The following is a 22,421-nucleotide window of genomic DNA, read 5'->3' as shown; positions in this document are numbered from 1 at the left end:
TCAGAATATTTCAATAGACGTTGAATTCATCCGGAGGTGCCGGCGTCGAGCGGCTGGACCGCTGAACTCACGCTATGTAGACTTCATCGGTAGTTGAATTGATTCCGTGCGGGCTCGTGATCGAGAGGGGCTGCCGCCGTGGGGGACGACAAGGGCGTGCCGAGCACGCGTGAGGCCATCATGCGGTCCGCCGCGGACCTCTTCGCCGAGCAAGGCTTTCGCCGGGCCTCGTTGCGCTCCATAGCCGCGAACGCGGGCTGCGATCCCGCCCTGATCGGGCACTACTTCCCTTCCAAGGAAGACCTGTTCACCGCCGTGGTCGCGGAGACGGTCCGGCCCGCCGAGGTGCTCCGCGAAGCTGTCGGACGGCGTGATCCGGACGCCGCGGAGTGGCTGCTGCGTAACGCCGTCGCCGACTGGGACGACCAGGTGCAGCGCACGCGCATTCTCGGCGTCCTGCGGTCCGCACTCGACCTGTCCGCCGCCGAGTCGCGGCTGCGGCAGTCGCTCGTGCCGGAGGGGGTCGCCGAGAGCGAGGACGACGAGATCAGGCTTGCTCTGATCAGCAGCCTGTTCGTGGGCGTGGTGATGGCGCGTCATCTGGAGCTGCTTCCGGCCGAGTTGGCCAAGGACGGCGGCTCCGACGAACTCGTGCGCTCGCTCATGCCGGTCGTCGCCAGCTACCTCTCGGCCGGGCGCTGAGCCGTCTCGGCAGCCGCAGGCGTCTACGGCAGTCGTAAGGCGCCCGATCTCTGAGCCTTTGCGTTCATAAATGCAAAGGCTCGCTTCTGCATGCCCTGATCGTGGCTGATCCGGCCGACGTGACGCCCATTCAATCTCTGCGCTCTGTATGCCTCTTGGCCCTCAAACCGGTCCGCACGGCCCGCAGTTGACCGGAGCCCAGATGTCCGGAAGCGAGCCATCAGGGTTGCGTGAGGAAATTCAATGCTCGTAGACTTCATTGGACAGTGAATAATCCAGCAGGCCGCAGTCAGTGGGCCCGAGGAGGGAACATGGAAGCAATGAGTACCGATGTGAAGGCGGGGCAGCCGCCGGGTACTTCGTCCGGGTCAGGGCCCGCCGGACACTCCGCACGCTGGGTGGTCCTCGCGGTCACGCTCTCCGCGATCTTCATGCAGATGCTGGACACCACGATCACCATGGTGGCCCTGCCGTCGCTGCAGAGTGACCTGGGCGCCACCTTCGCCGAGATCCAACTGGTCGTCGCCGTCTATTCGTTGGCGTTCGCCTGTGCGTTGGTGACCGGTGGCAGGCTCGGCGACATCTACGGCCGTCGCAAGATCTTCCTCATCGGCATGCTGGGCTTCACCGCCGCCTCCGTGCTGTGCGGCGCCGCCCCCACGTCGACGTTCCTGATCGGCTCCCGGGTGTTGCAGGGCCTGTTCTCGGGCCTGATGTTCCCCCAGGTCCTCTCGATCATCCAGGTCACCTTCTCGACGCGGGAACGTCCCAAGGCCCTTGCCATGTACGGCGCTTCGATCGGTCTCGGCACCGTGCTCGGGCCCGTGCTCGGCGGCTGGCTGATCGACATGGACATCCTCGGCAGCGACTGGCGGGCGATCTTCTACGTCAACCTGCCCGTAGGTCTGGTGGCGCTCGCGCTCGGCATGGCCAAGATCCCCGAGTCCAAGGCGGAAGGCGCCCAGCGTCTCGACGTCGTGGGCGCGACGATCCTCTCCGCCGGCCTTTTCAGCCTGATCCTGCCGCTGGTGATCGGCCGCGAGCACGACTGGCCGACCTGGAGCCTGGGGCTGCTCGGTCTCAGCCCGCTGATCCTGCTCGGATTCGCGCTCTACGAGGCCAGGTTGTCCAACCGCCCCGACAAGTCACCGCTCATTCCGATGCGGCTCTTCAAGGAGCGGTCGTTCTCGGTCGGGCTGCTGATCAGCATCGTGTTCTTCGCGGGCATCCCGTCCTTCTTCATGACGTTCTTCATGAGCCTGCAGGTCGGGTTCGACTACACGCCGATCTCGGCGGGTCTGGTGAGCCTCGGCTTCGCCGTCCTCATCGCGGCCGGTTCGGCGCGCTCCACGGCCGTGGTCAAGAAGCTCGGCACCAAGACGCTCGCCCTCGGCACCGGTCTCCTGCTCGTCGGCATGACCGGGGTGATCGCGACCGTCCACTGGGCCGGATCGGACCTGCACGGCTACCAGCTGATCCCCTCACTGATGGTGGCCGGCATGGGCGGTGGCTTCTTCCTCGCACCGTGCACCGGCATCATCCTGGCCGGCATCCGCTCCCGCGAGGCGGGCTCGGCGTCCGGCATGCTCGCCACCGTGCAGCAGGTCGGCATCGCGATCGGCATCGCGGTCGCAGGCATCCTCTTCTACGGATTCCTGGGCACGAACGCCGATGACTCCAGCCGCTCCGCCGTGTCGGAACTGCGCAAGGACCTCACGGCCGCCGGCGTCGTCGACGACCAGCAGGACAAAGCGGTCGCGGGATTCCAGACCTGCTTCCACGACCGCATGAACCAGAAGGACCTCACCGAGACACCCGAGAGCTGCGCGGCCATCGAGAAGGAGATGGCGAACAACCCGGCCCCGCAGGAGGTCAAGGACAAGGTGCAGGCCGCGGTCCTGGAGAAGGCCGTGCCCGAGGCCCGCAAGACCAACTTCAGCGAGAGCTTCGAACAGGTCGTCTACTGGCAGATCGGCTGCTTCGGCCTCTCCTGCCTGCTCGTCCTCGCCCTGCCGAGGATCCGCCCGGAGGACGTCACGGACGTGCCGGGAGGCGCGTGACACCGCCCTGAGTGACCGGACTCGGCGGTCCGGGGGACGGGGCAGGACCCCGCGCCCCCGGACCGCCGGGTCCCCGTCTGCGAAAGGAAGCCGCGGTGGACACCGTCGTGCCGGTTCTCTCACTCGGCGTCGTCTCCGCCCTCGCCTACGCCGCCGCCGCCGTGGTGCAGCGGCGAGTGGCGGCGCGGGGGGCCGGTGGGCTCTTCCGTACGGGGGCCTGGTGGGCCTCCGTCCTGTTCAACCTGTCCGGCGCGGCGCTCCACGTGGGGGCGCTGCGCCACGGACCGCTCATCACCGTCCAGACGCTCGGCGTCCTGACGCTCGTCGCGGCGCCGCTCCTGTCCGCCGCCGTCGCGCGCACGAGGATGACCTCGGCCCAATGGGCCGGTACGGCGCTGACGGTGACGGGAGTCGCCGGGCTGCTCGCGCTCACCGGGTCGTCCACCGCGAGCCGGACCCTGCGTACGCCGGAAGTGCTCGGCGTCATCGCCGCCACCACCGTGGCCCTCGGCCTGGCCATCGCGGCCGCGGCCGTGGTCCGGAGCCCGGCCGGCAGGGGGCTCTGGTACGCGGCTGCCGCCGGGATCGCCTTCGCCACCGCGTCGGCCCTGGCACAGACCGCCGTCCTGAAACTCTCCGGCGACGACACCGCCGAGCTGCCGCTGTGGACGACCGTGATCGTGGTGGCGGTCACCGCCGGACTGGGGACGGCAGGGCTGATGCTCAGTCAACTCGCGTTCAGAGAGGCCCTGGACGCACCACTGGCCACGGTCACCCTGGTCAACCCCGTCTTCGCTTCCCTCATCGGGACCGTCGTCCTGGGGGAGCGCGGGGTGTCAGGTCCTGCCGCACTCCTGGCCGTGCTCGCCGCCGCGCTCGTGGCGGGCCGGGGCGTGCTCGTCCTCGCGCGGTCCGAAGCGGCCGTTCAGGCGCGCGAGACGGCCGTCCGCACACCGGAGGCCGCGATGACGCCGACGGATCTAGCCCTGCGCCAGCTTGTCGAAGTGCACGTCGAGCGCGGGCACGAACCACGTGAGCAGGTCCTCGAAGTCGACCGAGGCCAGCGGCTCCACCTTGAGGATGTAGCGCAGCATCGCGAGACCCGCGAGCTGCGCGGACACCAGTGAGGTGAACACCTCGGTGCGCTCGGTCACTTCGGGCACCATCCGCAGCACGAAGTTCCCCATGCTGGACTCGATGCGCTCCCGGAACGTCCTCGACGTCGACTCGTCCGCCAGGCCCGTCCGGTAGATGGCGACCATCGCGGGCCGCGTCGTCTCGTCCTCCCAGAACGACAGGAACGTACGGGCGACCCACTCGGCGCGGTCCTCGGGAGCGGGCTGCGCGCCGTCGTCCGTCAGGGCGTCGAAGAGCGACGACACGCTCAGGCGGGAGTTGACCGCGGCGTGGAAGACGCCTTCCTTCGTGCTGAAGAAGTGGTGCACCAGGGCCGGATCGACGCCGGCCTCGCCCGCGATCGCACGGATCGTGGTGCCCGAGTAGCCCTTGGCCGCGAAGAGATCGAGGGCCGCGGTGAGGATCTGCTCCTTGGTGCTGTTCTCCCCTGGGCGGCGGCCGCTGCGGGCCGACAGGGGGCGCCCTCCGCGCGTGGTGCTCCGCAGGCGCGAGGCGGCCTTCCGCGCGTGAGGGATCCCGTTTCCGGCGTTCATAGGGAACCCTCCGTCATGCGTACACGGCTCGCGGCGATCAAAGTTACCACCCATTCACGCACGGCTTGCTTGTCGTCGAAAGCATCCCGGCACCCCGTCGGAGTGTCCAGAACACAGCCACTTCCAGGCGGAGTCGTTGGCCGGAACGCACCAACGGGCCGCCCCGCGAGGGGACGGCCCGCCGACTGCTATTCGGTGACGCTGGGCTGGATCGTCGCCCCCTTGGTGAGCACCCTGCGTACCAGGTGCGGGGCCTTGCGCTTGGCCCACAGCAGGACCTTGACCCGTTTGAGCGGAGTGAAGTTGTAGTAGCGGTCGGACGGGTCCCCGAAGCCGAACAGCGGCGGGATGAATGACGCGCTCCGCATCTGGCCGAAAATCCGCTCGGCCGCGGCTCCCGCGCTGACGCGCTCGTCGGCCACCTGACGCAGCAGCCGGTACGTGTCGTCGAACAGCACCCCGAAGCCCGGATAGGCGGGGAACCACATGCCGTCACCCCGGTAGCTCTCGAGCTCCGCCCACTGGTCGGCGGCGCCGGGCCTGGCGAGCGCGTCGTTGCGGGCCCGCTTGAGGGAGAGCGCGGCGAACATGGAGTGCAGCAGCCAGACCCGGCAGAAGGCATTCCACAGCCGGAAGTCCGTGGTGGCGGTGAGCGCCGTCTGGAGCAGGCGGTCGCTGTGCTCGGTCAGCGAGGCCTGGAAGGCCTCAAGGCCCCGGAAGCGCTCGACGGACCAGTCCCCGGCCTCGGCGGCGGCGAGGATGCGCACCGCCGCCTCGTGGACCAGCTCGGCGGTGAGCGTGACATCGCGGGACAGCGTGAAGTCGCAGCGGACCGCCGAACGGTCCAGGACGACGAACCCGTCACCCGCGGTGGTCGACGCGCCGTACTGCCACTGCTCGCCCCCGGACCACGGCCGCACCGGCGTGGCGGCCGCGAACTGCCACTCCAGGTCCGGGAACTGACGTATCAGATCCTTGAAGTCCGCCTCCGGCGACGCCGACCGCTGCGGCCACCGCTTGGCGTCCAGGCTCACCGACACACTCGTCAGGGCCTGCGCCCCGCCACGCTCGTCACCGAAGGGGATCAGTTGCAGCCAGCCGCCAGGGAAGACCACCTGTGTGGTGCCCCCGGTCCAGGGCGTGCCGCCGTCGCCGGGGTCCACCCGCCGCTCGAGCGGCCGTACGCCGCGCAGCTGGGCCGTCAGGACCCGCGACGAGTGGCGCAGCGGACGCAGGGCGGTGCCCAGGCGGCTCAGCATCGGGGCGTCGGGGCCCGACATGTCGACCACGAACCCGGCCCGTACGGAGCGTCCGTCGGTGAGCTCGACGGTGAAGTCGCCGGGGCCGCCGCGCACGTCGGCCAGGGGCGCCCGGCTCGGCGGTACCTTGCTGCCGTACGACACGGCGAGCTGGTGCACCCAGGCGTCGACGTCGGGCCGGTACAGATGCGATTCGCCGTGCTCGCTCGGCACGTTGAACTGGAGCTTCTGGCGCGGGCGCACCGGCTCGCCGGGGCGCGCGTAGACGAAACCGATGCTCTTCTTGACCCCGGACGTCCGGCGGATCTCCGGCGGCAGCTCCCCGAAGTGGCCGAGCGCGGAGAGCTCGGGGACGTCGAAGCGGCGCGCGAGCAGTTCGAAGACCTCCGCCGTGTACGGCACCGTGCTCTCGCCGGCGGGCGCGGTCGCGTCGTGCGGCGCGTCCACCAGGACGACGTCCACGCCCGCGCGGGCCAGGACGGCGGCCAGCATGCCGCCGCCCAGGTGTGCGCCGAGCACGGCCACCGTGTGCACCGGGCCCGCCTCGGGCGCGGGGTCGTCGAAGGGCTCGTCGGGGAGCGCCGACTCCGATGGCCCCACCGCGTCGGCGCCCTCGCACCACGCGGGGTCCGACGGCAGCCCCGCGTCCGCCGGGAGCTCCGCCCCGGCGCGCGTTTCCTCGTGTCGGTCAGACATGTTCCCGTCCTCCTGGGTCGGCCGTCGTCAGCTCTTGTGGAACCGGGAGCGCAGGAATCCGCCGAGCGCACTGGCCAGGATCGGGCCGGTGTCGGACGCGGCCGGGCCGCGTTTGGCCCAGAGCATGGTGCGGATCATGCGCGCCGGGTTGGGGTTGTAGAAGCGGTTCGCGGGGTCGTGCAGGCCGAAGGGGGGCGGGGCGTAGCTGTCGTCCTGGAGCAGGTCGAAGAGTTCGCCGGTGGCGTGGTCGGGGGTCATCAGGCCCGCCTCGACGTCCCGGCAGGCCGACCAGGCGGCGTCGGTGATCTTGTTGAAGCCGACGCTCGCCGGGAACAGCGCCCCGGGGTGCGGCTGCGCCTCCAGCTCGCGCCAGACCATCGGGTCCCGGCCGCGCTGGAAGCGCACGAGTGCGTCCTGGGCGTTGAGGGTGCCGAGCACCGTGCCAAGGGCCCACATACGAAACGTGGCGTTCCACATGCCGTAGTCCCGGAAGGACGTGAAGGAGGACGCCACCACCTCGTCATGAGCGCGGACCAGTCCCTGCTGGAGCGTCTCGATGTGACGGAACCGCTCGGCGGAGAAGTCGTCGTCCTTCGCGGCCTCGATGAGCCGCCAGGCGAGGGAGTTGACGACGTCCGTCGTGTTGGTCAGGCCGCGCGAGTACAGGGCGTCCACGAAGCCCGCCGCGTGCGAGGTCAGGCAGAAGCGGTCGCCGACCACCTGGTGCGAGGAGTACTGGAGCCGGCCGGTGGACACCCAGGGGCGCGCCGCCTTGGCGTTCCTGAACTGCGGGGCGATGTCGGGGAAGCGGTCGAGGAACTGGGCGAACTCCACGTCGGGCGCCAGGTCGGTCTTGGGATGGCGGCGCGGGTCCAGGGTCAGGCCGACGCTGCAGAGGCGGTTCGTGGCGCCGCGGTGGTTGTCGAAGGGGATGACCCAGACCCAGCCGCCGTCGAAGACGTGATGCAGGGTGCCCTGGTGCCAGGGGCTCGGGTTGTCGTGCTTGCGGCCCGCGGGACTGGTGTCGAAGGGGGTCACGCCCACCATGTGCGTGAAGAGCGTCCGGGAGTGCGTGCGCTGCTGGGGCACCTCGTCCCGCAGCCCGAACTTCTTCGCCAGCGGTGAGCTGTGGCCGCCCGCGTCCACCACGTACCTGGCACGGATGTCGGGCCCGTCCGACACGGCGAGGGTGGCGCCGGAGCCGTCGATGTCGACGTCCGTCACCCGCGTGTTCAGCCGCGGCACCGCGCCGTAGCGCACCGCCACGTTGAACATGTAGGCGTCGACGTCCTGGCGGAACATGTGCGACTCGGTGGACAGGGCCACCGGGATCACGAACTGGTTGATCTCCCGCGGGTCCTGGGGCTCGCCCTCGCGGTGGTAGACGAAGCCGAAGTTCTTCTTCTGGCCGGAGTTCGACGAGACCTTCGAGCGCATCGTGGAGAAGTGGCTCAGGTGCGCGATCTCCGGCACCTGGTAGCGCGCGGCCAGGATGCGCAGCATCACCGACGTGTACGGGATGGTCGACTCGCCGACGGCGAAGCGCGGGTGGGCCCCGGCGTCCACCAGGACGGTCCTGACCCCGTTGCGGGCGAGGATGGCGGCCAGGATCGACCCGGCGATACCGGCGCCCAGGATGGCGACGTCGTGGTCGGCCTTGCCGGGCGAGTCGGACACGGGCAGCGGTTGCATGATGCTCGTCCCTTCAGGGGCTTGAGGGGCTGTACGGGCTTCGGAGGGCGGGGCGGGCTCGGGGCGGGCGCCGGTCACGCGGTGGCCGCCTGACGCGGCGCGGCCGACAGGTCGGCGGCGGGGTACTTCTCCTCGATCAGTTCGTGCAGGAAGGAACCCCAGTCGATGCCGGGGCAGGCGAAGAAGTCACGGCTGTTGATCTCCAGGCCCAGGTCGTCCCTGCACCGGCTGATCAGCTCCATCACCATCAGGCTGTCCAGGCCCATGTCGGCGAGCCGGGTGTCCGCGGTCAGCGTGTCGAGCTCCATCCGCAGGATCCCGGAGAGCTGCACACGTACGTACTCGTTGATCTCCGCGAGCCGCTCGTCGCGGGGCAGGCCGAGGAGTCGCGCCGTCAGCGATCCCGGCTCGGCCCCGGTGGAGGCGCCGGCGGCGGGCGCGGAGCGAATGCCGCTCAGGATCGGCCGCTCCCGCCGCGCCTCCATCAGGTCGCGGAACAGCGACCAGTCCGCCGAGCACACCGTGCGGTTCGCGACCCCGTCGACCATCGCCTCGCCGAGCAGCTCAAGGGCGTGGGCGGGGTTGAGCTGGTGCAGGCCGATGGAGCGCAGGAAGGCCATCACGGTGTCGTCCGCGAGCCCGGACTGGGCGCCCCACGGGCCCCAGCTGACCGTCGTCGCGTTCAGGCCCCGCAGTTTCCGGTAGTACGCGAAGGAGTCGAGGAAGGCGTTGGCCGCCGAGTACCCGGCCAGGTGCTGCGAGCCCCACACCGAAGCGATGGACGAGAAGGAGACGAACAGATCCAGGTTCTGGTCGACGGTGGCGTTGTGCAGCGCCCAGGTGCCCGCCGCCTTCGCGTGCATGACCCGGTCGTACGTCTCGGGGTCGCTCTCCCGCAGGAACTGCGGCTCGGAGAGCCCGGCCGCGTGCACGACGCCCCGCAACGGGCGCCCCGCGAGCCCGAGTTGATCCGTCAGCGAGCGCAGCGCGGTCTCGTCGGCGACATCGAGGGCCACCACGCGTACGTCGGCGCCCAGGGCCTCGATGCGGCGCACCCCGGCGATCTTGGCCGCCGTCGCGTCGTCGAGTTCCGGGGCGTCCCAGGCCGAACGGTCCGGCAGGCCGCCGCGCCCGACGAGGACGACGGTGCCCGCGCCCAGGCTCGCGAGCCACTCGCCGACCAGCAGACCGAGGCTGCCGAGGCCGCCGGTGACGAGGTAGCTGCCGAGGTCGCTCAGCTGCGGCACGGGCCGCTCGGCGGCGGACTCCGCCACGGGCGCCGGGGCCAGGCGGGGCACGAGCAGCGCCCCTGCCCGGCGGGCCGTCAGATCCTCCGCGGTCTCCGTCGCGAGCAGGGCCGCGATCTGCCCGGCCTCGTCCGGCGAGCCCGCCGGGTCCAGGTCAAGGAGGCCGCCCCACAGCTCGGGGTGCTCCAGGGCCGCCACCTTGCCGAGGCCCCACAGCGGACCCGCCGGCAGGCAGATCTCGGACTGGCCGGAACCCGTGAACTGGGCGCCCCGGGTCACCACCCACACCCGCGTGGCGGACTCCTCCGTCGCCAGCTGCTTCACGGCGGCGAGGAACACGTACTCGGCCTGCTCACGGGCCTGCTGGATCGCGGAGGAGTCGTACCCGCTCACCGGCAGGTCGAGGCCGCTGAGCAGGACGAGATGGTCGTACGCCCCCGCCGAAGAGAGCGCGGCACGGACCGCGTCCACGGACGCCTCCGCATGCGTCACCGAGGCCCCGCACAGGGCGAGTTGTGTGGTGGCCGCCTCGACGATTCCGCTGCGCACGCTGTCCGCGCCGCCGCCCACCAGGAGCACCCGCTGTCCGCGCAGCTCCCGCTCGCCGGTCGCCGTCGCCGGGTCCACGGGCTGCCAGGCCTGCTCCCAGACGGTGTCCTCGCGCGGGCTGCGCGGCAGGTCGTCCAGGTCCGCCGACGACGAGCGCAGATGGACGTGCCGCATCACGATCAGCGGGCTGCCGTCGGCGCCCAGGATCTCCAGGCCGCCGCGGAGCTCGCCGTCCTGCGCGTCCGGGTCCTCGGGGTCGAGCCAACCGTGGATGTAGCGTCGTACGCCGACGGGCTGCGCCTTGGGCGCCTTGGCGTCGGCGGCCTCCCCGACGCGTGCGGACTGCCGGAGCAGCCCGATCGTCAGATCCAGGAGCGCGCCCCTCGGCAGCTCCTCGGCGGCCGAGTTGACCTCGGCGAGCACCTCACCGGGGCCTTGATAGACCTCGTTCAGGACCGGTTCCGCCCAGACGGGGACGGTGACATCGGCCGGGGCGGCCGGCAGGCACCGGGCCCGCACCGCGGCCAGGTCGCCGCCACCGGGGCGTGCGTCCGGCGTACGGCGGGCCAGGACGCCACGGGCGTGCAGCCGCCAGCTGCCGGACTCGACGGAGTCGCCGCCCTGCAGCGAGAAGCAGAGGAAGAGCGAGCGTCCCTCGTCGTCCTGCGGCAGGACGTAGACGCGCACCTGTCCTGGCCGGTGCTCGGCGTCGAGCAGCAGCGGCTCGCCCACCACGAAGCGCTCCACCACCCGGGGCTGCGCGCCGGGCAGCTTCGCGGCGCCGGCGAGCGCCCAGTTGCAGAAACCGCCCGCCGACACCGAGCGTCGGCCGTCCTGTCCGGTCTGCACGAACACCGAGGGCAGCTCGTCGAGTTCGGGGGAGAAGGTGGGCTGACCCGAGAGCAGGTGCCCGTCGAAGAAGGCGCCGGGGGAGTCGTCCGGTGCGGCGGCGGGCGACGCGCCGCCCGTGCCGTCCTCCTTGAACCAGTACCGCTCCCGCTGCCAGGGGTAGCTGGGCAGCGCGGCGCGGCGCGGCTCCTCGGCGCGGTGCACGGCCGCCCAGTCGACCGGCACGCCCCGGTGGTGCAGGGCGCCGAGGGCCTGGGCGACGATGTGGCCGTCCTCCCGGTCCCGGCGCAGGGACGGGATCCAGCAGACGCCGTCCTCCGGCAGGCTGCGGGCACCGAGGCCCAACAGGACGGGGGCAGGACCGAGTTCGAGGAAGGTACGGCAACCCGTCTCGTGCAGCGTCGTGATGCCCTCGGCGAACCGGACCGGCGCCATGACGTGCTCGGACCAGTACTGGGGGCGCAGTTGCTCGGGTCCCCACTCCTTGCCCGTGACGTTCGAGATGATCGGATACTTGGGCTGATGGAACGTCAGGGTCTCGGTGACGGCACGGAACTCCTCCAGCATCGGTGCCATCAACGGCGAGTGGAAGGCGTGCGAGACCGCGAGCGGGCGGTGCTTGACGCCCTGCGCGGCGAGCAGTGCGACGACCTCGGCGACCTCCGCGCCGGGGCCCGAGAGGACCACATCGGTGGGGCCGTTGACCGCCGCCACGGCGACCTCGCGGGACCGCCCCGCCTCGGCGATCGCGGCGCGCACCGTCTCCTCGTCGCAGACCAGCGTCTCCATCACACCGCCCGCGGGCAGCGCCTCCATCAGGCGGGCGCGTGCCGTGATGAGCCGGGCCGCGTCCGCAAGCGAGTGGACACCCGCGACGCAGGCGGCGGTGATCTCGCCCAGGCTGTGCCCGATCAGCGCGCTCGGCCGCACGCCCCACGACTCCCACATCCGGGCGAGGGCGTACTCGACGGCGAACAGGGCGGGTTGCGTGAAACCGGTCCGGTTGATCCGGTCGGCGTCCCCGACGCTTCCCTCCAGGACCGGGCCGAGCGGCTCCGCCAGATGGGGGTCGAGCGCGGCCACGCACTCGGCGAGGGCCGCGGCGAACACCGGTTCGCTCGCCGCCAGTTCGGACGCCATCCCGGCGTACTGCGAACCCTGCCCGGTGAACAGCCAGCCGAGGCGGCGCGCCTTGGCGCCGGTCGGCGCGTGCACCGTGACCTGCTCGGACCGCTCGCCCGCGGCGAACGCGGCCAGACCGGCGGCGAGTTGTTCGCGGGTGCCGGAGACGCTGAGCCCGTGCTTCATGCGGGCCCGGCCGATGTGCGTGGTGTAGCAGATGTCCGCCAGGGTGCGCGGATCCGCGTCCCGCACCCGCGTCTCGTACGACGTCGCCATCGCCCGCAGCGCCGGGAGACTGTTGGCGCTCAGGGTCAGCAGACCGGTGCCGCGGGTGGTGCCGCCGCGCGGCGCGGGCTTGGGGGCCTCGCCGATCACGGTGTGCGCGTTGGTGCCGCTCGCGCCGAAGCTGCTCACGCCGGCCAGGCGCGGGCCCTGGGGCCAGCGGGTCTCCTCGGTGGTGACCTTCAGGTGCAGATCGGACCAGGGGACCTGCGGATTCGGGTTGTTGAGGTGCAGATGGCGCGGCAGCGTGTCGTGCTTGAGGGCGAGGACGACCTTGAGGATCCCGGCGGCGCCGGCGGCGGGCTCCAGGTGGCCGATGTTGGTCTTCACCGAGCCGACGAGCAACGGCCGGTCGGCAGGGCGGTCCGTACGCGTAATGGCGTCGAGGGCTTTCAGCTCGATCGGGTCGCCCAGTGGGGTGCCCGTGCCGTGCGCCTCGACATAGCTGAGCTCGGCGGGGGCGGCCCCCGCGTCCTTCAGGGCGGAGCTGATGACGCTCTGCTGCGCCGACGGATTGGGCACGGTCAGGCCGCTGCTGCGCCCGTCGTGCTCGGTGGCGACACCACGGACGACGGCCAGGATGCGGTCGCCCGCGGCCTCCGCCTCGCTCAGCCGCTTCAGCACGAACAGGGCACCGCCCTCACCGCGCGCGTAGCCGTTGGCCGACGCGTCGAAGGTCTTGCAGCGCCCGTCGGGCGACAGTGCGCGCAACTTGCTGACCAGCACGAAGCCGTACGGCGACAGCATCAGGTTCACCCCGCCGACCAGCGCCATGTCACAGGCGCCGGACCGCAGCGAGAGGCAGGCCTGCTCCAGGGCGACCAGGGAGGAGGAGCAGGCCGTGTCGATGACCATGCTGGGGCCCTGGAGCCCGAAGGTGTAGGAGATGCGGCCCGCCAGGAAGCTGGGTTCGCCGATCAGCTGGTAGGCGTCGACGTCCGCGATCGCGCCCTCCTGCTGACGCATGCGGACGTAGTCGCTGGTGCTCGCGCCGAGGAACACGCCGACCTGCTGCCCCTCCAGGTCGGTCGGCGGCAGGCAGGCGTCCTCCATGGCCTCCCAGGCCAGTTCGAGGACCAGGCGCTGCTGGGGGTCCATGCCCGCGGCCTCGCGGGGCGAGATGCCGAAGACGGTCGGGTCGAAGGTGTCCACGGGACCGTCGAGGAAGTTGCCCGCCAGGGTGTAGGCGGTGCCCGGGTGGTCCGGGTCGGGGTGGTAGAAACCGGCGACCGGATGCCGCTCCTCGGGAAAGTCGGACGTCGCGTCACGACCGTCGGCGAGGGACTCCCAGAACTCCTCGGGCGTCCCGCCGCCCGGCAGCCGGCAGGAGAGACCGATCACCGCGAGGGGCTGGGGCTGCTGGAGCTCCTGGACCCGGGCGCGGAGGCTGCGGATCGTGCCGAGCGACTCCTTCAGACGGCCGCGCAGGACGTCCTGGCTCGGCTGGGCCGGCTTGTCCGCGGGCCGGTTCGGCTCCTGCGCGGAGCGGTTCGGCTTCTCTGCGGGGGTGTTCGTCATCAGTTCTCCTCGAACCCAAGGGCTGTGCCGGAGATCTCGGCCTCCAGCTGGCGAAGCAGTTCGTCGTCGTCGAGTTCGTCCATGCCGTCCGGGTCACCGGCTTCGCCGGTCCCGGCGCCGTCCGCGTCGGCGGCCTGCCGTGCCGCGTCCGGGGCGTCGGCGGGGTAGCCGAGGCGGTCGAGCAGATGGGCGGTGAGCGCGAGCGCGGTGGGGTGCTCGAAGGCGACCGTGGACGACAGGTCGGTCTTCAGGCCCCGCGAGAGCCGCAGCCGCAGTGTGAGGGACATGACCGAGTCGAGGCCGAGATCGAAGAAGCCCTGCTCGGCCTGGAGGTCGTCCTCCGGGAGCCCGAGGACCGCGGCGACCTGGGTGCAGACCCAGTCGAGCATCCGGTCGCGGCGCAGGGCCGGGTCGAGCTCGCCGAGCCCGGCCACGAACTCCGTGCCGCCGTCGCGCTTGGCCGACCCGAGGACCGGGGCGAAGAGCCGCTGGTGCGGGGAGTCCGCGAGCGCGGCCCTGAAGAGTTCCCAGTCGACGTCGGCCACCGACACGTGCACGGCGCTCTCGCGGGCGAGCAGGCCGAGGGCGCCGACCAGATCCTCCTCCTGGAGAGGCGCGATCCCACTGCTCTTCAGCAGTAAAATCGTCCGTTCGTCGAGGAGTTCACTGCCCGCGAGGGGCATGAGCTCCAGATGGGACACGGGCAGCCCGCTCGCCCTGCGCCGGGCGGCGAGCGCCCGCAGCGTCCAGTCGGCGGGCGCGGCCGCGCCGGTCACGGCGCCGCCCCAGGTGCCGGGCACCGAGCCGAGCAGGACGAAGAGGCCCAGCGGATCCTTGGCGGTCAGCTCGTGCAGCAGCTCCGCGGTCGTGGCGCGCCGCAGCTCCGCGTGCACGGCGGCGTCCGTGGTCTCGTCCAGGAGCGTCGCGGTGCCGGGGGAGTCCGCGCAGACGACGCCGGCGATTCCGGAGTCGGCGCGCAACTGGCCCACCAGGTCGGAGAGTTCACCGCGGGTGGTGCCGGGGGCGCGGCGGATCTCCACGCCCTGGGCGCGCCAGGCCTCGATGCGGGGCTCGTCCCAGGGCAGCGGGTCGTCCGACGCCGGTTCGGTGTCCGCGAGCGCGATGCGCCGGGCTCCCGACCCGATCAGCCAGTCCACCACGGGCGGCGCGAGCTCGCGCCGCGCCCCGGTCACCAGGTGCCAGCGGTCGGCGGAGAGCGGCGCGTGGCCGGACGCCTCGGGCGGCCTGCTCTGCGTCAACTCCCCCACCTGAAGCGAGGAGTGCTCGATGCGGAGGTGTTCGTCGCCCGGCGCGCAGAGCAGCCGGGCCACCAGGGTCCGCAGCTCCTCCGCGCTGCCGTGCGTGAGGTCCACGTGCCCGCCCCACGCGTCGGGACGCATCATCGCCAGGGTCCGGCCGAGTCCCGCGTGCGCGCCCTGTGCGGCGACGGGGAACCCGGCGTGACCCGCGGGAACGAGCGCGTGCCGGGTGACGAGCCACAGCCTTGGTGCGGTGCCTTCTAGGCCGGCGAGGGTGGCGGCGAGCGCGGTGGTGGCGCGCCAGGTGTCCGGACGGGCGTCCAGATCCTCCAGGGGCCAGAGGTCGCAGACGGCGGTGGTGCCCGCGTCGGCCTCCGCCCCGCCGTCGGTTCCGGCGAACAGCCGCTGCCAGGCGTCCCGGTCGTTCGGGTCGAGGGTTACGTCGGCGGCGCTCGCGTGGCCTTCGTGCGCCACCTGCGACGACCGGACCCGGATCACCTCGGCTCCCGCGTCCCGCAGCCCGTCCGCCACCGCGCCCGCCAGATGTTCGGTGTCGCCGCAGACCAGCCAGCGGGAGGCGGGCGCGGGGCACTGTGCGTCGTGGTCGGTGGGGCGCAGCGGGGCGGGCCGCCAGGCCATGCGGTAGAGAAGGCTCTCCAGGCGGTCCTGAGCGGCGTCCGCGGGGACGAGGCCGCGGGGTGCCGCCAGGCGCAGGCCCGCCAGTTCCACCACGGCACGGCCCGCCGGGTCGAGCACCGTCACGTCCGCCTCACGCAGCCCGTCCGCCGAGAGCCGCACCGGGCCGCGGCACACCCGCACCGTGCCGTCGGCAGCAGCCTTGACCCGGACCAGGCCGATCGACGCGGGCAGCGGCTCGGTCTCGGCGGGTTCGGTTCCGGCGCCTTCGGCGACCAGCCGCAGGGCCAGCCGCAGCAGGTCGGCCGGCAGCCTCCGCCGGGACGCCCCGTCGGGCAGCTCCACGGAGATCTCGGCGGCACCCGCGGCGGAGTCAGCCGACAGGATCCGCAGCCCCGGGAACGCCTCGGCGAGGCCCGCCCGCAGGGGTTCGTCCACCGCGAGCCCGCCCGGCGCGGCCGGCCGCGGCGCGCTCACACCCCCGGTGTCCGTCGACGCCGTCAGGGCGGCATCGGACGGCGCGTCATCGGCCAGGGAGCGCAGCGCCACCGAGGCCTGCCGGGTGTCGACCACGGCCTGCAGCTCCGCCCGGCTCTCGGCGTCGGTGCGGGGCGCCGGACCGAACCGTACGCCGGAGAGCGCGGGTATCGGCGCACCCGTCGAGGCGGCGCAGTCGAGCGCGGCCTCCAGGAGCGCGGGCGCGGCCACCGTGCCGGAGGCGGTCGTCTGCCAGGGTGCGCGCACCCCGTCGACCGTCACCGGCAGAAGCGCGGTCCAGGAGGCGTTCGCCGGACGGACCGGAGCGCCGACCAGGGCCCCCGAACCTCCGGCACGTTCCTTGGGCTGCTGGGGCAGCCAGTGTTCCTTGCGCTGCCACGGATAGGCGGGCAGCTCCACGGTCCTGCGGCCGGACCCGGCGAACGCGGCCCAGTCGACCGGGGCGCCCTGCGCGTGCAGCGCACCAAGGCTTTGGAGCAGGGCGCCCACCTCGTCCTCGTCCCGCACCAGCGAGGGCAGCACGACCGGGGCCCGGACGCCGGCGGCGGTCAGGGACTCCTCGGTTCCCGACACGAGCACCGGATGCGGCGAGATCTCGACGAACACCCGGTCCTCCGGGTCCTCGACGGCGCTGACCGCGTCCTGGAAGAGGACGGTGTCGCGGAGGTTGCGGCCCCAGTACTCGGCGGTGAGCGAAGATCCCGCCACCTCGCCGCCCGCCACCGCGGAGTAGATCGGTATGCGGGCCTCGGCGGGCACGAGGGCTGCGAGTCCCGTCACCAGGCGTTCGCGCAGGGGCTCCACGAGCGGAGAGTGCGGGGCGACCGGCACCTTGATGCGGCGCACGAAGATGTTCGCCTCGCTCAGCTCGGCGGCGAGCTCCTCCAGGGCGCCGTCGTCACCAGCGACCACCGTGGTCCGCGGACCGTTGATGGTCGCGATGCTCAACTGGTCCTCGTACAGGGCCAGATAGGGCGCGAGCTCCTGGCGCGGCAGACCCACCGCGATCGAACCGCCCGTCCCCACCACCGTGTCGAGCAGCCGCGAGCGCAGGCAGAGGATCTCCGTGGCCTGCGCGAGCGTCAGCGCGCCCGCGGCCCAGGCGGCGGCGACCTCGCCCATGCTGTGGCCGACGACCGCCTCGGGCACCACGCCCCAGCTGCGCCACAGCTCGACCAGACCGACCTGCACGGCGAAGATCAGCTCCTGCGGGATGCCCTCGTCGAACGGCCTGCTGCCGGGTTCGCCGCGCAGCGAGGCCAGGGGCGACCACGCGATCCACTTGCGCATCTCCTCCTCCACGGCGAGCACGGCATCCTTGAACACCGGTTCGTCCTGAAGGAGTTGGCGTCCCATCCCGGCCCACTGGGAGCCGAAGCCGGAGAAGACGAACACGCAGGAGCGTGCGGCCTCCGCCGTGCCCGTGAGCAGGCCGGGGTCCTCCTCGCCCGCCGCGAGCGCGGCCAGCGCGGAACGGACGTCGGCGAGGCTCCTGCCGACGGCCACCGCGCGGTGGTCGAGGCGGCTGCGGCGTACGGAGGCGGTGTATGCGAGGTCCGCGAGCTCCGTCTCGTCGATCCCCTCGGTCCGGGCGAGGAAGGCCTCGGCGGCCGGGGTGAGCGCGGAGGGCTGCGCGGCGGAGAGCGGGACGGCGAAGCGGGCCGGGGCGGGGACCGGGGGAGCGGGGGTGGCCGCGGGCGGCTCCGCCACCAGGATGTGGGCGTTGGTGCCGGTGAAGCCGAAGGAGCTGACGCCCGCGACGCGGGGCCGGCCGGGGGCCGAAGGCCACTGTTCGTCGCCGCCCGCGACTTCGAGGCCCAGCTTCTCCCAGGCGACCTGTGTGGTCGGCCGGGTGGTGACGCCGATGTGCGGGGCGATGCGGCCGTGGTGGACGGAGAGGACGGCCTTGATGAGCCCGGCCATTCCGGCGGCGGCTTCCAGATGACCGATGTTGGGCTTGGCCGAACCGACGAGGAGTGGCGCGGCCTCGGGTTCCGGCGCCGTGGAGTGCCCCGGGCGCAGCGCCTGGGCGAGCGCCCGCAGTTCGATCGGGTCGCCGAGTGGTGTGCCGGTGCCGTGGGCCTCCGCGTAGCCGACCGCACTGCCCGCCAACCCTGCCTGGTCGAGGGCCTGTTGGATGAGCGCCTGCTGGGCCGTGCCGTTGGGCACCGTCAGACCGCTGCTCGCGCCGTCCTGATTGACGGCGCTGCCCGGCAGCACCGCGTAGACGCGGTCGCCGTCGGCGATGGCCTTGGAGAGCCGCTTGAGCACGACCGCCCCGGAACCCTCGCCGCGCAGATAGCCGTCGGCGGCCTCGTCGAAGGTGTGGCAGTGGCCGGTGGGGGAGAGGGCGCCGCCCGCCGAGACCGACACGGGGATCACCGGGCTGAGGATCACGTTCACGCCGCCCGCCACCGCGAGGTCGCTCTCGCCCTGGCGCAGGCTCTGCGCGGCCAGGTGCACGGCGGTCAGCGACGAGGAGCAGGCGGTGTCCACCGCGAGGCTCGGACCGGTCAGGCCGAGGAAGTACGAGAGCCTGCCGGACGCCCCGGCGAAGGAGTTGCCGGTCCCGTAGTAGAGGTCGACGTCCTGGAGGTGACTGCTGACGTGCTGGGCGTGGTCGGAGCTGTTCATCCCGACGAACACGCCGGTCGCCGAGCCGCGCAGCCGGTCCCTGGTGGCCCCGGCGTCATCGAGGGCCTCGTAGGCGACCTCGAGGAAGAGCCGGTGCTGGGGGTCGAGGCTGCGTGCCTCGCGGGGCGAGACCCGGAAGAAGGCGGCGTCGAAGCCGCGTACGTCGTCGAGATAGCCGCCCCGCAGCGAGGTCATCGTGCCGGGCGTCCACGCTCCGTCGGAAAGGAAGGCCTTGCCGTCCCAGCGGTCGGAGGGGACGTCACGGATGACCTCGCGCCCGTCGACGAGCAGCTGCCAGTAGTCGCGCACGGTGGGACTGCCGGGGAAGCGGCAGCTCATGCCGACGACGGCTATGGGGTCGTCGGCGGGTGCGGGTGCGGGAGTCGCGGGTTGTGTGTCGGCGGGCGCGGCCGTTCGCGCCGTGAGCTGTTCCCTGTCCGGGGCCTGCGCCTTCGCGAGGACCTCCGGCAGCAGGAAGTCCACCAGCTCGTCCAGGCACGGACGCTCGAACGGCGTGGACAGGGCGATCTCCAGGCCGAGCGCGATGCCGAGCCGGTCGACGAACTCGACGATGGAGAGCGAGTCGAGGCCCAGGTCGGCGAAGCCGCGGCGGGGCGAGATACGGCGGGTCGGGTCCTGGCCGAGGATCTCCGCCAGGACGGCCGACGTCTGGCGCATCAGCTCGCGCCGGTCGCGTGCCGTCCCCGCGGCGCCGGGTGCCGGTTCCGTCCCGTCCGCCGTCGCCTCCGCTTGACCGTGCGGGGCGACGGCGGACGGTACGGCCTCCCGGACCAGCCCGTCGGGGGTCGGGACCGTGACCGGGGAGTCACCGGCGGAGAGGGGGATCCCCGCCGGCATCAAGGGGGCGCCGGTGGTGGTACCGGCGCCGATCTGCAGCTCCTGCGCCGGGCCCAGCGGACGCCCGTCGGGGTCGATCAGCTGGACGGCGAGCCTGGCGGACGACGCCTGCGGGGCGCCGGGGGTGACCGCGCCGGACTGCGCGCCGCGGGTGACCTCGGGCAGCCAGAAGGACTCGTGCTGCCACGGATGGCGCGGCAGGTCGACCGGGCTGCCGGGCAGCAGGCCTTCCCAGTCGATGTCGGCGCCCGCGCAGTGCAGCTGGGCGAGGGCGCCGAGCAGCGTCGCGGGCCCGTCGGCGTCCCTGCGCAGCGAGGCCACGGCGACGCCGTGCCGACGTGTGGTGGTGAGCGCCTCGGTCAGCGGGCGTACCAGCGTCGGGTGCGGGCCGATCTCGATGAAGTCGGCGCCCCGGTCGTTCAGGAGGTGGCGCACGGCGGGCCAGAACCGTACGGGGCTCAGGACGTTCGCCGCCCAGTACGCGGCGTCGAGTACGGCGGGACGCTCATCGGGCGAGACGGTCGAGACGAACGAGTCGGGTGTCGGGGCGGCGGCGAACTCGGCCAATTCCGCCCGCAGTTCCTCGGCGTACGGCTCCATCGCCGGGCTGTGGAAGGCGTAGTCCCCAGGGACGAAGCGTGCGGTGACCGACCGTTCGCGCAGGAGGCCCGCGATTGCCGTCAGGTCCTCCTCGGACCCGGCGAGCACGGTCGCGTTCGGTCCGTTGACCGTCGCGACGGTGACCGGGCGCCCGGTGCCCGCGACCGTGTCGACGGCCTCGACCTCGGGCAGCCCCACCGCGAGCATGCGCCCGGTGCCCGAGGCGCCGGCCATGACGCGCCCGCGCCGGATCGCGAGGTCGAGGGCGGTGGGCAGGTCGAGCGCGCCGGACCAGCAGGCCGCCGAGATCTCACCGAGGCTGTGGCCGATGACCTTGTCGGGCCGCACGCCTCGCTCGCGCCAGACCTCGGCGATCGCCAGCTGCAGGGCGACCACGGCGGGCTGGGCGAGTTCGGTGGCCGTGAGGTCGGCCTCGCCGAACAGTTCCCTCAGTCCGGGAAGGCCGGCGGCGCGGATCACCTCGTCGCAGCGCTCCAGGCAGCGGGCCGCGGCCGGCTCCCGCTCCCAGAGGTCGAGGCCCATGCCCCGCCACTGCGAGCCCTGCCCGGAGAAGACGAAGACGGTGCGGTGGCGCCGACGGGGCTCGGCCACACCGGTGAGGGTGCGCTCGTCGGGTGTGCCATCGGCCAACTCGGCCAGTGAGGCGCGCAGTTCGTCCAGGTCGGCGCCGATGACGGTGGCGCGGGTCTCGTGGTGCGTGCGCCGGACCGCCGCCGTGTGCAGGACGTCCGGCAGGGGCTGTTCGCCGTCGAGGGTGGTCAGGAGGTCCCTGGCACGCTCGTGCAGGGCATCGTCGGTGGAGCCGGACAGGAGGAGCACCTTCGGCGAGGGTTCGGGGCTCTCCTCGCGGGGCTCGGCGGGGGCCGGCTCGGGCGCGGCGGACAGCAGGATGTGGGCGTTGGTGCCGCTCAGCCCGAAAGCGCTCACGCCGAGCAACTGGTCGTCGGGGCCGTCGAGTTGGCGCGCCTCGGCGGATATCTGCAACGGGCCGTCCGCCCAGGGGATCGCCGGGTTCGGTGTGCCGAAGTGCAGCTGCGGCGGAACGAGCCGGTGCCGTGCGGTCAGGACGGTCTTGATGAGCGCGGCCACACCGGCGGCCGCGTCGGTGTGCCCGAAGTTCGCCTTGTGCGAGCCGATGTGCAGCTTGCGGGCGGGATCACGGCCGGGCCCGAACACCTCCGACAGGGCGTACGCCTCGATCGGGTCGCCCAGCGGTGTGCCGGTGCCGTGCGTCTCCACGTAGCCGACGTCGCCCGGTGTGGCGTCGGCGCGGCTCAGGGCGTCCCGCAGCAGGGCCGCCTGGGCGGAGGCGTTGGGTACGGTCAGGCCGGCGCTGCGGCCGTCGTGGTTGAAGGCACTGCCGCGGATGACGCCGAGCACCCGGTCACCGTCGGCGAGCGCGTCGTCGAGCCGCTTCAGAACGACGACCCCGCAGCCCTCGCCCCTGACGATCCCGTCGGCGTCCGCCGCGAAGGGCTTGCAGCGGCCGGTGGGGGACAGGGCCTGCACCTTGCTCATGAAGATGGAGAGCTCGGGTGCGGCCAGGACGTTGACGCCGCCCGCGAGCGCGGTGTCGGCCTCCCCGCTGGCCAGGCTGCGGCACGCCAGGTGCACCGCGACCAAGGACGAGGAGCACGCGGTGTTCACCGCGAGCGCGGGCCCGTGCAGCCCCAGGGTGTAGGCGACCCGCCCCGGCGCGAAGCTGAACTCCTTGCCGCTCGCGTAGTAGGGGTCGATGCCCCGCACGCCCCGCGTCTTGGAGTGCAGGAGCGTGTAGTCCATGCCGAGCATGCCGAAGAAGACGCCGGTGCGTGAACCGGCGAGCTGCGGCTTCGTCAGTCCCGCGTGCTCCAGGGCCTCCCAGGAGACTTCGAGCAGGAGCCGCTGCTGCGGGTCCATCTCGCGGGCCTCGCGGAAGGAGATGCCGAAGAAGTCCGCGTCGAACTGGTCGAGCCCCGGCAGGACACCCGCGTAACGGCAGTAGCCGGTGCCGGGCTCCGCGCCGTCCTCGCTGATGAACTCGGGACCCCAGCGCTCCGCGGGGATCTCGCCGATCACGTCGACGCCGTCCCGCAGGACGTGCCAGAAGGATGCGAGGTCGACCACTCCGCCCGGGTAACGGCACCCGATGCCGACAAGGGCTATGGCCGGATCGGTGACTGGTCCGCTGCGGACGGGCATGGGTCCCCCTCAAGGAGTGCGACGGGAGTGCGACGAGTGGGTCAGGAACGAGGTCCGGGTGGCGCGAGTGGTGTCCGCGCCACCCGGT

General features: G+C 72.5%; 7 protein-coding genes. 2 read left to right on the top strand and 5 right to left on the bottom strand.

The features are described from left to right. The first annotated feature begins 138 nt into the window (after positions 1-138). A complete protein-coding gene (locus ACWGIH_RS01860; RefSeq protein WP_453452433.1) occupies positions 139-702 on the top strand; it encodes a TetR/AcrR family transcriptional regulator in 564 nt (187 codons plus the stop codon). A 311-nt stretch (positions 703-1,013) separates the two neighbouring features. Next, positions 1,014-2,762, top strand: coding sequence for an MFS transporter (locus ACWGIH_RS01855; RefSeq protein WP_453452434.1), 1,749 nt, complete (start codon positions 1,014-1,016; stop codon positions 2,760-2,762). Between the two features lie 980 nt (positions 2,763-3,742). On the opposite strand, the gene ACWGIH_RS01850 is transcribed toward ACWGIH_RS01855, so the two are convergent. The 5 genes from ACWGIH_RS01850 to ACWGIH_RS01830 all read right to left on the bottom strand — a co-directional run bounded on the left by ACWGIH_RS01850 (position 3,743) and on the right by ACWGIH_RS01830 (position 22,333). Beyond that, positions 3,743-4,432: a TetR/AcrR family transcriptional regulator gene (locus tag ACWGIH_RS01850; protein WP_453452435.1), complete on the bottom strand. Its 690-nt coding sequence runs from the start codon at positions 4,430-4,432 to the stop codon at positions 3,743-3,745. A 188-nt stretch (positions 4,433-4,620) separates the two neighbouring features. Further along, the gene (locus ACWGIH_RS01845; protein ID WP_453452436.1) at positions 4,621-6,387 is read right to left on the bottom strand and encodes an NAD(P)/FAD-dependent oxidoreductase; all 1,767 of its coding nucleotides are present in this window, start codon (positions 6,385-6,387) and stop codon (positions 4,621-4,623) included. Between the two features lie 27 nt (positions 6,388-6,414). Next, positions 6,415-8,079 (bottom strand): NAD(P)/FAD-dependent oxidoreductase, encoded by a 1,665-nt coding sequence (locus ACWGIH_RS01840; protein WP_453452437.1) that lies wholly within the window; start codon positions 8,077-8,079, stop codon positions 6,415-6,417. Between the two features lie 74 nt (positions 8,080-8,153). Beyond that, complete coding sequence (locus tag ACWGIH_RS01835) at positions 8,154-13,646, bottom strand: SDR family NAD(P)-dependent oxidoreductase (protein WP_453452438.1); 5,493 nt, start codon at positions 13,644-13,646, stop codon at positions 8,154-8,156. Further along, on the bottom strand, positions 13,646-22,333 hold the full coding sequence (locus ACWGIH_RS01830; RefSeq protein WP_453510556.1) for a type I polyketide synthase: 8,688 nt from the start codon (positions 22,331-22,333) through the stop codon (positions 13,646-13,648). The genes ACWGIH_RS01835 and ACWGIH_RS01830 overlap by 1 nt, the downstream gene beginning before the upstream one ends. Positions 22,334-22,421 lie beyond the last annotated feature (88 nt).

The sequence above is a fragment of the Streptomyces sp. NPDC054872 genome (assembly GCF_053610705.1).
Note: the sequence above shows the minus strand (reverse complement) of the source record. Positions and strands in the feature narration are given on the sequence as shown.